Origin of the sequence: Kitasatospora sp. NPDC058048 (genome assembly GCF_042885555.1) — a bacterium.
In the GTDB taxonomy this organism is placed as follows: domain Bacteria; phylum Actinomycetota; class Actinomycetes; order Streptomycetales; family Streptomycetaceae; genus Kitasatospora; species Kitasatospora lactacystinica.
The window spans coordinates 1-12,044 of record NZ_JBHVRT010000058.1; the positions used below are offsets into that span (position 1 = coordinate 1).

At 73.9% G+C, this 12,044-nt stretch carries 7 protein-coding genes and 1 pseudogene; 2 read left to right on the forward strand and 6 right to left on the reverse strand.

Translation table 11 applies throughout. From position 1 onward, the window contains the following. A pseudogene (locus ACFVVA_RS38565) lies at nt 1-496 on the forward strand (hypothetical protein); the annotation flags it as partial. Nucleotides 497-598: 102 nt separating this feature from the next. Here the strand turns inward: ACFVVA_RS38565 and obgE are convergent. From obgE to ACFVVA_RS38595, 6 genes are all read right to left on the reverse strand, one after another. Further along, entirely contained in the window at nt 599-2,080 is a 1,482-nt protein-coding gene (obgE, locus tag ACFVVA_RS38570; RefSeq protein ID WP_387695370.1) for a GTPase ObgE, read from the reverse strand. A gap of 139 nt (nt 2,081-2,219) precedes the next feature. After that, a complete protein-coding gene (gene rpmA / locus ACFVVA_RS38575; RefSeq protein WP_030309712.1) occupies nt 2,220-2,477 on the reverse strand; it encodes a 50S ribosomal protein L27 in 258 nt (85 codons plus the stop codon). Nucleotides 2,478-2,491: 14 nt separating this feature from the next. Then, nucleotides 2,492-2,809 (reverse strand): 50S ribosomal protein L21, encoded by a 318-nt coding sequence (gene rplU / locus ACFVVA_RS38580; protein WP_045696828.1) that lies wholly within the window; start codon nt 2,807-2,809, stop codon nt 2,492-2,494. Between the two features lie 227 nt (nt 2,810-3,036). After that, complete coding sequence (locus tag ACFVVA_RS38585; protein WP_387695371.1) at nt 3,037-6,690, reverse strand: ribonuclease E/G; 3,654 nt, start codon at nt 6,688-6,690, stop codon at nt 3,037-3,039. A gap of 399 nt (nt 6,691-7,089) precedes the next feature. Continuing rightward, entirely contained in the window at nt 7,090-7,890 is an 801-nt protein-coding gene (locus ACFVVA_RS38590; protein WP_387695373.1) for a TIGR03936 family radical SAM-associated protein, read from the reverse strand. 230 nt (nt 7,891-8,120) lie between these two features. After that, complete coding sequence (locus ACFVVA_RS38595; protein ID WP_359908081.1) at nt 8,121-10,049, reverse strand: TIGR03960 family B12-binding radical SAM protein; 1,929 nt, start codon at nt 10,047-10,049, stop codon at nt 8,121-8,123. Nucleotides 10,050-10,597: 548 nt separating this feature from the next. Between ACFVVA_RS38595 and ACFVVA_RS38600 the strand changes: the two genes are divergently transcribed. Further along, nucleotides 10,598-11,902 (forward strand): M14 family zinc carboxypeptidase, encoded by a 1,305-nt coding sequence (locus tag ACFVVA_RS38600; RefSeq protein ID WP_387695374.1) that lies wholly within the window; start codon nt 10,598-10,600, stop codon nt 11,900-11,902. Nucleotides 11,903-12,044: the final 142 nt, after the last annotated feature.

The window sequence follows — 12,044 nt, forward strand, 5'->3', positions numbered from 1 at the left end:
CGGTGCGGCGGGCGGCGGGGCCGCCGGCGGAGCCGTCCCGGCGGCCGCCAGCAGCGTGAAGGTCGGCCAGAGCGCCACCGTGGACTTCGCCGACAAGACCTCCAAGGTCGCCACCAAGCTGGAGATCACCGTCACCGGCGTCGAGGTCGGCTCGGTGCAGGACTTCACGGCCGCCAAGATCAGCATCGTCGGCCTGGAAGGCCGCACCCCGGTGTACGTGAGCTACACCATCAAGAACGTCGGGGACGCCAGCCTCTCCTTCACCGCCCCGGACTCGAAGTTCGTCGTCTTCGACACCGCCGGCAAGAAGGGGCTCAACGTCATGACCGCCGCCACCCCGCTGCCCAAGTGCACCGGGGCGAAGTTCCAGGGCGTGACCAAGGGCGCCGAGGCCAAGGGCTGCACCATCATCTCCATCCCCGGGAACACCCCGGCCGCGGTCGGCTACACCGACCTGGCCGACCCGCTGAAGCTCCAGGCCTCCTGGGCCAAGTGACGCCCGGTCACCGCTGAACACGCGGACGGCCCCCGCCACCTTCGACAGGTGACGGGGGCCGTCCGACAGGGGCCCTGGAGACAGGCCTCACGGCTCCAAGGCTCAGTTGTCCTCGTCGTCGTCGCCCTCGATGGCGGCCTGGCGGCCGCTGGAGAGCGCCTCGAAGGCGAGGAACTCGGACTCGGCCGCGTCCCGGCCCTTCTGCTTCTCGCGGCGGCGGTCGACCGCCGGGCGCGGGTTCTCGAAGCGGTGGTCCTCACCGCGGCGGCCGAGCATCTCGGCACCGGCGGCCATGGTCGGCTCCCAGTCGAAGACGACGGCGTTCTCCTCGGGGCCGATGACGACGGTGTCGCCCTCGTGCGCCCCGATCTTCCACAGCTCCTGCTCGATCCCGAGGCGGGCCAGCCGGTCGGCGAGGTAGCCGACGGCCTCGTCGTTGCTGAAGTCGGTCTGGCGGACCCAGCGCTCCGGCTTGACGCCGCGGATGTGGTACGCGCCGTCCTCCTCGGTGATGGTGAAGCCGGCGTCGTCGACGGCCTTGGGCCGCAGCACGATCCGGGTGGACTCCTCGGCCGGCTTGGCGGCGCGCGCCTCGGCGACGATCCCGGCCACGGCGAAGCTCAGCTCGCGCAGGCCCTTGCGGGAGGCGGCGGAGACCTCGAACACCCGGTAGCCGCGCTCCTCCAGGGAGGCGCGGGTCAGGTCGGCGATGTCCTGGCCGTCCGGGACGTCCACCTTGTTGAGCGCGACCAGGCGCGGGCGGTCGTCCAGGCCGCCGTACTCGGCGAGCTCGGCCTCGATGGTCTCCAGGTCGGTCAGCGGGTCGCGGCCGGGCTCCAGGGTGGCGCAGTCCAGCACGTGCACCAGCACCGAACAGCGCTCCACGTGGCGCAGGAACTCCAGGCCCAGGCCGCGGCCCTGGCTGGCGCCCGGGATCAGGCCGGGCACGTCGGCGATGGTGTAGACGGTGTCGCCCGCGGTGACCACCCCGAGGTTGGGGATCAGGGTGGTGAACGGGTAGTCCGCGATCTTCGGCTTGGCGGCGGAGAGCACCGAGATCAGCGAGGACTTGCCCGCGCTCGGGTAGCCCACCAGGGCCACGTCGGCGACGGACTTGAGCTCCATGACGATGTCACGGGCCTCACCGGGCTCGCCGAGCAGCGCGAAGCCGGGCGCCTTGCGGCGGGCCGAGGCCAGCGCGGCGTTGCCGAGGCCGCCGCGGCCGCCCTGGGCGGCGACGAAGCTGGTGCCGTGCCCGACCAGGTCGGCCAGCACGTTGCCCGCGCGGTCCAGCACCACGGTGCCGTCCGGCACCAGCAGGACGAGGTCCTCACCGAGCGCGCCGGTGCGGTTGCCGCCCGCGCCCGGCTTGCCGTTGGTGGCCTTGCGCTTGGGCGAGTGGTGGTACTCCAGCAGGGTGGTGACCTGCGAGTCCACGGTGAGGATGACGCTGCCGCCCTCACCACCGTTGCCGCCGTCCGGGCCGCCGAGCGGCTTGAACTTCTCGCGGTGCACGGAGGCGCAGCCGTGGCCCCCGTTACCCGCGGCGACATGAAGTTCGACGCGGTCCACGAAGGTGGTCATGGGTGTGCCTCCAGTGCGCGAGAGTCTGCTTGCTACCTGCGTAAAGCGTGAAGGGTGGACCGGAGAATTCCGGCCCACCCTTCACTGTGAGTCTTGTCCGACCCGGTGGGTCTTCTCAGACTCGGGAGTCCGCGGGGACTCAGGCCTCGACGGCCACGATGTTGACGACCTTGCGGCCACGACGGGTGCCGAACTGCACCGCACCGGCGGTCAGCGCGAACAGGGTGTCGTCGCCACCGCGACCGACACCGGCACCCGGGTGGAAGTGGGTGCCGCGCTGGCGGACGAGGATCTCGCCGGCGGAGACGACCTGGCCACCGAAGCGCTTCACGCCGAGGCGCTGGGCGTTCGAGTCACGGCCGTTACGAGTAGAGCTTGCGCCCTTCTTGTGTGCCATTTTTCGCTATCCCCTTACTTGCTGACCGAGTCGATGCTCGTGATGCGCACCGCGGTGTGCTGCTGACGGTGACCCTGGCGACGGCGGTAGCCGGTCTTGTTCTTGTAACGCAGGATGACGATCTTGTCACCCTTGGTCTGGTCGACCACCTCGGCGTGAGCCTTCACGCCGGCCAGGACCCACGGGTCGGAGGTGACAGCGTCACCGTCGACGACGAGGATGGTCGAGAGCTCGACCGAGTCACCCGGCTTGGCCTCGATACGGTCGATCTCCAGCACGTCGCCCACGGCGACCTTGTGCTGGCGGCCGCCTGCGCGAACGATCGCGTACATGCGGTACCTGCTTTCCTTGCTCGGTCGGAACCCCCGACGCCAGCCACCTGGGTACGGACACAGGAGCCTCTCCCCGGCCCTCCGCGCGAACGCGGCGACCCGGGAAGGTGATGTGCTCGGGAGCATGGCGTAGACACGCCGATGGTCAAGAATACGGACCGGCCGCCCGGGGGGCAAACCGGCCCGTACGACCCGGGGCGGGATCACTCCCGCCCCGGGCGTGGGCACTACTCGGACGCCGTATCACCGTCGGCGGCCGCGGCCTTCTTGGCCGCCGCGCTCGTCCGCTTGGTGGCGGTCTTGCGGGCGGTGGTCTTCTTGGCCGCCGTGGTGGTCTTCTTGGCGGCGGTCTTCTTCGCGGCGGTCTTGCGGGCGGCCCGCTTCTTCGGCGCCGGCGCCTCCTCGGCCGGAGCCTCGGCGGCCTCCGCGGCCTCGGGAGCCTCCGTGGCCTCGGGGGCCTCGGCGACGACCGCGGCCTCCGCGACCACGACCGGCTCACCCGGCGCCTCGGCGACGGCCTCGGCGGCGGCTTCCGCGACCGCCGGGGCGGCGGCCTCCAGGGCCGCCTCCAGCGCCGCCTCGGCCTTGGCCTGGAGCACCACGATCTCGGCGGTGTCCGGGGAACCCGCCGGAGCGGTCGCCTTGCGCACCGCGCGGCGACGCGGACGGCCCGCCGGAGCGGCGGCCGGGGCCTCGGCCACGGGGGCCTCGACGACCGGCGCGGCCACCTCGGCCGGAGCCTCGACGCCCGGGACCTCCAGGGCCAGCTGGCCCTCGATCTCCTCGCGCACCGGCTCGGCGAGCTCCTCCGCCGACTCGGACAGGATGGTCACCACGGGCTCGACGGCCTGCGGCTCCTCGTGGCCCGCGCCGCCCTTGCCGCGGCGACGGCGCTTGCCGCCGCCCGCACCGGCCTCGCCCGCCGCCACGGGGGCGTGGACGTGGGCGCTCGGCTGCTCCATGTGGACGATCACGCCGCGGCCGTTGCAGTGCACGCACGGCTCGGAGAAGGACTCCAGCAGGCCCTGGCCGACCCGCTTGCGGGTCATCTGGACCAGGCCCAGCGAGGTGACCTCGGCCACCTGGTGCTTGGTCCGGTCCCGGCCCAGGCACTCCAGCAGGCGGCGCAGCACCAGGTCGCGGTTGGACTCCAGCACCATGTCGATGAAGTCGATCACGATGATGCCGCCGAGGTCGCGCAGCCGCAGCTGGCGCACGATCTCCTCGGCCGCCTCGATGTTGTTCCGGGTGACCGTCTCCTCCAGGTTGCCGCCCTGGCCGACGAACTTCCCGGTGTTGACGTCGATGACGACCATCGCCTCGGTGCGGTCGATCACCAGCGAACCGCCGCTGGGCAGCCAGACCTTGCGGTCCAGCGCCTTCATCAGCTGCTCGTCGATCCGGTAGGTGGCGAACACGTCCACCTCGGAGGTCCAGCGCTGGAGCCGCTCGGCGAGGTCCGGGGCCACGTTGGAGACGTACTCGTGGATGGTCTTCCACGCCTCGTCGCCGGAGACGATGACCTTGCTGAAGTCCTCGTTGAAGATGTCGCGGACGACCCGGACGGTCATGTCCGGCTCGCCGTACAGCAGCGCCGGGGCGTTGCCGGTCGCGGCCTTCTTCTGGATGTCCTCCCACTGCTGCTGGAGGCGCTGGACGTCGCGGGTCAGCTCCTCCTCGGAGGCGCCCTCGGCGGCGGTGCGCACGATGACGCCCGCGTCGTCCGGGACGATCTTCTTGAGGATCTGCTTCAGCCGGGCGCGCTCGTTCTCCGGGAGCTTGCGCGAGATGCCCGTCATCGAGCCCTCGGGCACGTACACCAGGTAGCGGCCGGGCAGCGAGATCTGGCTGGTCAGGCGGGCGCCCTTGTGGCCGATCGGGTCCTTGGAGACCTGCACCAGCACGGACTGGCCGGACTTCAGCACCGACTCGATCCGGCGCGGGCCGCCGTGGCCGCCCAACGCGCCGAAGTTGACCTCACCGGCGTACAGCACCGCGTTGCGGCCCTTGCCGATGTCGACGAAGGCGGCCTCCATCGACGGCAGCACGTTCTGGACCTTGCCCAGGTAGACGTTGCCGACGTACGAGGTGGCCTGCTCCTTGTTGACGTAGTGCTCGACCAGCACGCCGTCCTCGAGGACGCCGATCTGCGTGCGCTGGCCGCTCTGGCGCACCACCATGACGCGCTCGACCGACTCACGGCGGGCCAGGAACTCGGCCTCGGTGATGATCGGCACCCGGCGGCGGCCCAGCTCGCGGCCCTCGCGGCGGCGCTGCTTCTTGGCCTCCAGACGGGTCGAGCCCTTGATGGACTGCACCTCGTCCGGGTCGAACGACGGCTCGGTGGAGCGGCGGCGCGGCTCGCGCACCTTCACCACCGTGCGGACGCCGTCCTCGGTGGTCTCGGCGGCCTCGACGGCGCCGGCCTCACCGCTGCGGCGACGGCGGCGACGGCGGCGGCGCGACGAGGACAGGCCGGCGGCCAGGTCGTCGTCCTCGTCGCCCTCGTCCTCGGCGACGGCCTCGGCCGACTCCTCGGCGGCGGGCTGCTCGGTCTCGACGGCCTCGGCGGCCTCGAACTCCTCGGCCTCGCCACGACGGCGGCGGCGGCCACCCCGGCGGCGACGGCGCGACGGACGGCCGTCGTCCTCCCACTCGCCCTCGGTCTCCGGACCGGCGACGGGGGCCTCCACGGCGGGCGCCTCGGCGACCGGGGCCTCGACGACCGGCGCGGCCTCGACCGGGGCCTTCACAGGGGCCTTCGCCGGCGCCGGAGCCTTCGCCTGGGCCTTCGCCTGGGCGGCCGGCTTGCGACGGGTCGGCTCGACCCGGGTACGGACCCGGCGGCGACGGCCGACACCGCTGTACTCGAACTCGTCCTCCTCCTCCGTGCGCTCGGCCACGGCCGGGGCCTCGGCCTGCACCGGGGCGGCGACGGGCTGCTGCGGCGCGGCCGCGGTGGCCGGCGCGGACGGCGTGGACGGCGCGACGAAGGGGGCCGGCTCCTGGAACACGGGCGCCTGGAACACCGCGGTGGCCGGGCGCACGGCGCGGCGGCGCACCCGGTGGTGCGGCTCGGCGGGGGCCTCGGCGACGGGGGCCTCGGGGGCGGCGGCCTCGACGGCCTCCTCCTCGGGCTCCTCCGCGGCGGCGGGCTCCTCGGCCTGCGGCGCCTCGGCGACGGGCTCCGCCACCGGGGCCTCGACGACCGGTGCGGCCTCGACCACGCGACGGCGGCGGGGGCGGCGGGCCGGAGCGGCCGGGGCCTCCTCGGCCACCGGCTCGGCGGCGGCGGGGGCCTCGGGAGCGGCGGCCTCCACGACCGGCGTCTCGACAACCGGCGCCTCGGTCGTGGGAGCACCGGCGGGCGCCTCGGCGCGCTTGCGGGTGCGCCGGGCCCGGGCGGGCTTCTCGGCGACGGGCTCGGCGACCTCGGCGACCTCGGCCTTGTCGGCCTTCTCGGTCTTGCCCGCCTTGGTGGCCCTGGTGGCCCTGGGGGCCTTCGCGGGCTTCTCGGCGACGGGCTCGGCCGCCGGGGCCTGCGCCGTCTCCGGTGCGGTCACCACGATCGGGGTGGCCTCCGGCGCCCCGGCCGGGGCCTCGGCGCGCTTGCGGGTCCGGCGGGCCCGGACCGGCTTCTCGGCGGCGGGCTCGGCCGCCGGCTCCACGGCCGGAGCCGGGGTGGCCGCGGCGGTCGGCGTCTCGGCCGGCAGCACCGTCTCGGCCGCCTCGGCGGCCGCGCCCTGCGGGGTGCCCGCCGGGCGGGACACCGCGCGGCGACGACGGCGCGGCGGCGCGGCGGACGCGCCCTCGCCACCGGTCGCGGCGGTTTCGTTCTGGTCCGTGGCCGCAGTCTGCTGCGGATCGGTGTTATCGAGCATGCGGGTGGATCTCCCGTCAGGCCCCCGGGCTCCACATCCGGGCACGGCACGGCACCGCTGGGCGGCCGGCATCGCGACGATGCCCGGACCGGACCCATTTGACGGTGCCGCCGCGCGGACGCGACGCCGCACAGGGGCTCGTAGTCTCGCTCGGCGCCCCGCGCTCGGCGGGGTGTCGAAAGTCTTCTGGTTCTGACCAGTCTTCTGAGGTTTTCCCAAGCTGCGCCGTCCCCCAACCCCGGGTGGCTCCCGGACGGGGTCCCGGACCGGCCGACCTTCCTGGTCGGCAGGCCCCGGGTGGCAGGCCTGTGCGTGCGACGACGCTCGCTCCCCTGGGGAGCCGCGGGAACCCTGGAGGACCGTCGGGTCCAGTGAGGCACTGGACCCGGCCTCCCCCCGCTAGGCGGACGCGGTAGCGTGCGGCCCCACGGCCGGCTCCGAGCCGACCGGGGCCGCCGCGCGGTCGAGCGCCAGCGGGTCGGTCACCGTGCCGGTCTCCTCGTCGAGCGGCCCCTGCGCCAGCCTGGTCACCTCTGCGGGGACCGGCGGCGCCAGGTCGGCCGTCGCACGGAGACCGGACAATACGTCGTCGGGTCGTACGGCGGGTGTGGCGTGTCGTACTACCAGGCGCAGTATCGCACAGGGTCGGCCGGTCCGAACATCGCGGTCGGTTCCGGGTCCGGCGTCCGCACCGGCCTCGACCTGGGCCGGGACGGCTTCCAGCGCCGCCACCGCGCCCCGCGCGTCGAAGACCCGCAGGCCGTTCTTGGTGCGGCGCTCGACCTCGACCCGCTCGGCGGCGAGGAAGCGCGCGACCGCCTCGGCGGCCACGTCGGGCTCCACGCCGTCCAGTCGGAGCAGCCACTCGGAGGCCTCCAGGCGCTCCACGAAGTTCGGCGTCCGGACCTCGACCGCGTCGATCACGTCCAGGCCGGCCGGCAGCGACTCGTCCAGCTGCGCCCGCAGCTGCTCGGGGTCGCGGACCGCGGCCAGGCCGATCTCCAGGTACTCCGCCTCGCTCGCCACCCCGGTCGGGGCCGCGTTGGCGTAGGAGACCTTCGGGTGCGGGGTGAAGCCGGCCGAGTAGGCCATCGGAACGGCGGACCGGCGCAGGGCGCGCTCGAAGGCGCGCTGGAAGTCGCGGTGGCTGGTGAAGCGGAGCCGGCCGCGCTTGGTGTAGCGGAGACGAATCCGCTGCACCGTCGGCGCGGGCGGCGGACCGTCGGGCGTACGGCGTGCCAGGGTCGCTCAGTCCTTAGTCAGTTGTCCCCGTCCGGTGCGGCGTCTTCCCGCCACTGTCCGGACTCTGTCACCTCAAAGGGTACGCGCCCCGCGCTCCCCCTCGCTCCGCCCCTGGTCAGCCTCCGCTCCACCGCACGCCGCGACCCCCGGCCGGAACGTTCCGGCCGGGGGTCGCGGGAGGGGACGCGCTACTTGTTGACCACCGTCAGGGGGAGCATCTTCTTGCCGGTGGGGCCGATCTGGATCTGCGTGTCCATCTGCGGGCACACGCCGCAGTCGAAGCACGGGGTCCAGCGGCAGTCGTCGACCTCGACCTCCTCGAGGGCGTCCTGCCAGTCCTCCCAGAGCCAGTCCTTGTCGAGGCCGCTGTCCAGGTGGTCCCAGGGCAGCACCTCCTCGTAGGTGCGCTCGCGGGTGGTGTACCAGTCGACGTCGACGCCGGTGCCGGACAGGCCCTTGTCGGCGCAGGCCATCCAGCGGTCGTACGAGAAGTACTCGCGCCAGCCGTCGAAGCGGCCGCCGTCCTCGTAGACCGCGCGGATGATCGCGCCGACCCGGCGGTCGCCGCGGGAGAGCAGGCCCTCGACGATGCCCGGCTTGCCGTCGTGGTAGCGGTAGCCGATGTTCTTGCCGTACTTGCGGTCGCCGCGGATCGAGTCGCGCAGCTTGGCCAGGCGGGCGTCGGTGTCCTCGGCGGACAGCTGCGGGGCCCACTGGAACGGGGTGTGCGGCTTGGGCACGAACCCGCCGATGGAGACGGTGCAGCGGATGTCGTTCTGGCCGGTGACCTCGCGGCCCTTCTGGATGACGTTCTTCGCCATCTCGCCGATCTGGAGCACGTCCTCGTCGGTCTCGGTCGGCAGGCCGCACATGAAGTACAGCTTCACCTGGCGCCAGCCGTTGCCGTACGCGGTGGCGACGGTGCGGATCAGGTCCTCCTCCGACACCATCTTGTTGATCACCTTGCGCATGCGCTCGCTGCCGCCCTCGGGGGCGAAGGTGAGGCCCGAGCGGCGCCCGTTGCGGGACAGCTCGTTGGCGAGGTCGATGTTGAAGGCGTCGACGCGGGTGGACGGCAGCGACAGGCCGATCTTGTCCTCGGTGTAGCGGTCCGCCAGGCCCTTGGCGATGTCGCCGATCTCGGTGTGGTCGGCGCTGGACAGCGACAGCAGGCCGACCTCCTCGAAGCCGGTCGCCTTCAGCCCGCGCTCGACCATCTCGCCGATGCCGGTGATGCTTCGCTCCCGCACGGGGCGCGTGATCATGCCGGCCTGGCAGAAGCGGCAGCCGCGGGTGCAGCCGCGGAAGATCTCCACGGACATCCGCTCGTGCACCGTCTCCGCGAGCGGGACGAGCGGCTGCTTCGGGTACGGCCACTCGTCGAGGTCCATCACGGTGTGCTTGGACACCCGCCACGGCACGCCCGGGGCGTTCGGCACGACGCGGCCGATCCGGCCGTCGGCCAGGTACTCCACGTCGTAGAACTTCGGGACGTACACCCCGCCGGTGCGGGCCAGGCGCAGCAGCAGCTCGTCCCGGCCGCCCGGGCGGCCCTCGGCCTTCCAGGCGCGGATGATCTCCGTGATGTCGAGGACGGCCTGCTCGCCGTCGCCGACCACGGCGCAGTCGATGAAGTCGGCGATCGGCTCCGGGTTGAAGGCCGCGTGGCCGCCGGCCAGGACGATCGGGTCCTCGTCGGTGCGGGCCGCGGCCTCCAGCGGGATGCCGGCCAGGTCGAGCGCCGTGAGCATGTTGGTGTAGCCGAGCTCGGTGGAGAACGACAGCCCGAACACGTCGAAGGCCTTCACCGGGCGGTGGGCGTCCACGGTGAACTGGGGGACGTCGTGCTCGCGCATCAGCGCCTCGAGGTCCGGCCAGACGCTGTAGGTGCGCTCGGCGAGCACGCCCTCGCGCTCGTTCAGCACCTCGTAGAGGATCATGACGCCCTGGTTGGGCAGGCCGACCTCGTAGGCGTCGGGGTACATCAGTGCCCAACGGACGTCGCAGGCGTCCCAGTCCTTGACGGTCGAGTTGAGCTCGCCGCCGACGTACTGGATCGGCTTCTGGACGTGCGGGAGGAGGGCCTCCAGGCGTGGGAAGACCGATTCGACAGTCATGTACTAGGAACCCTTACGACGTGATTCGGTGCCGCTGGCCGGCACGGGAGGGGTGACCCTCAAGGGTAGCCCAATCCGGGGAACGGGCCGTCTGCCCCGGATCACGGGCCCCGCGTGCTCCGGCGCCTCCCGGACGGCCGGTGTCCGCCCGTGCCCGCCGCCGTCCGCCGGCACCCGCCGGTGCCCGCCCCGGCACGCGCAGTGCGCGCCCGCCGGCCGGTGCCGTCCGCCGTTGACACGCCCGGAAGGACCGTGCGGTACTGACAGGGCTCCGCCAAAGAGATCTGCCCCCCTTCCGGACAAGGAAGTTGAGTCGTACGCTCGGCCCTCTCGGTTTTCCGGCCGGCGCGACCCTCCCTCACCACGGGCCGCTCCGGCACGGCCCTGTCCGCCCCCGCCAGGCCCCGCCCCGGCTCCGCTCGGCCCCCGTCCCGGCCCGCGCGGTGCCCCGCCCCGTTCCCGCCCCCGTCCCCCGCCCGCACGCCGTGCCCGGCGGCGCACCCGCACGCCCGCGCCCCGGCGGCCGTACGACCGGCGCTAGGAGAACCATGACCGACACCGGTCGGCGGATCCGCCCCCTCCGGCCCCTCGACAACCGGCCGGCCCGCTACCCCACGCCCGCCCAGGCCGAGTCCGCCGCGCGCCGGCTCGCCCTGCGGCACCCGGACCGCTGCCGGCTGCGCGAGGTGGGCCGCTCCCGGGCCGGACGCCCGCTGATGCTGCTCTCCGTGGACCGCGGGCCGCGCGCGGTACTGGTGGTCGGCGGCCCGCACCCCAACGAGCCGATCGGCACCGCCGGGACCGTCCGGCTCGCCGAGGTGCTGCTGGACCGTCCCGCCTGCCCCGGCGTCTCCTGGCACCTGCTGCTCTGCCTCGACCCGGACGGTGCCGCGCTCAACGCCGGCTGGCTGGACGGCCCGCTCACCATGCGGCGCCACTACGAGCACTTCTTCCGCCCCTCCTTCGAGGAGCAGCCCGAACTGCTGCCCGCCCCCGGCTCCGGCCGCCCGCCGATGCCGGAGAGCCTGGCACTGACCGGCCTGATCGACGAGCTGCGCCCCTTCCTCCAGTGCTCGCTGCACGGGGTGGACTTCGGCGGCGCGTTCGTCCAGCTCACCCGCCCGGTCCGGGGCCTGGCCGGGCGCTTCGCCCGCTCCGCGGAACGGGCCGGCGTCCCGCTCGACGTGGACTCCTACGACGCGATCGGCTGGGCCAGCCCGGACCCGGGCACCTATCTGATGCCGGCCCCGGGCACCGGGGGTTCCCGGGCCCTGCCGGACGAGCCGGAGCTGTCCACCTGGTCGTACGCGGCCCGGTACGGCGCGGTCAGCGCGGTGCTGGAGGTCCCGATGTGGGCCGTCGACGCGGTCGGCGACGCCCGTCCCCACCCGGCCGGGGCGCAGAACCTCGCCGCGGCCGCCCGCGACCTCACCGCGCGCGCCGAGGAGCTCGCCGCCCTGCTCCCGGGCATCGCCGCGCACCAGTACGAGGCCTACGGCCACGAGGCGTTCGGCCCGCTGCTGCGCACCGTCGAGCTCAGCCTGGCGGCCGCCCCGCGGGTGGCCGAGGAGTGGCTGGAGCGCTGGGGCTCCGAGCCGCTCACCGCCTCCCGGGTGACCACCGCCGGCCTGGTCGCGGCCCGGGTGCCGCTGCGGGTCGCGTCGGTCCTGCTGCGGCTGCTCGCCGACGCCCGGGACCCCGCCGCCGAGGCCGCCCGGGACCGCGCCCGCGCCGTCGTCACCGACAGCCTCGACCGGCTGCGCCACCGCTTCGGCGCCCGCTGGGTCCCCGTCCAGGAGCAACTCGCCCACCAGACGCGGGCCGTCCTCACCACGGCCGACTGCCTGCTCTAGGGCGTGTCTGACAATTCCCGCCGGGTGCGCGACGCCGGGGCACGCACCTCGCCGCGTTGTCGTCGGTCGCCAATGCTCCGCAGTGGCTCCCTCCTCCGCCTTGCGATGCACGCACCCCAACGCCGCGCCCTGATCCGACGCG

Excerpts from the sequence above, each read along its gene's own strand:
- obgE (WP_387695370.1), bottom strand. The coding sequence starts at position 2,080 with ATGACCACCTTCGTGGACCGCGTCGAACTTCATGTCGCCGCGGGTAAC.
- rpmA (WP_030309712.1), bottom strand. The coding sequence starts at position 2,477 with ATGGCACACAAGAAGGGCGCAAGCTCTACTCGTAACGGCCGTGACTCG.
- rplU (WP_045696828.1), bottom strand. The coding sequence starts at position 2,809 with ATGTACGCGATCGTTCGCGCAGGCGGCCGCCAGCACAAGGTCGCCGTG.
- ACFVVA_RS38585 (WP_387695371.1), bottom strand. The coding sequence starts at position 6,690 with ATGCTCGATAACACCGATCCGCAGCAGACTGCGGCCACGGACCAGAAC.
- ACFVVA_RS38595 (WP_359908081.1), bottom strand. The coding sequence starts at position 10,049 with ATGACTGTCGAATCGGTCTTCCCACGCCTGGAGGCCCTCCTCCCGCAC.
- ACFVVA_RS38600 (WP_387695374.1), top strand. The coding sequence starts at position 10,598 with ATGACCGACACCGGTCGGCGGATCCGCCCCCTCCGGCCCCTCGACAAC.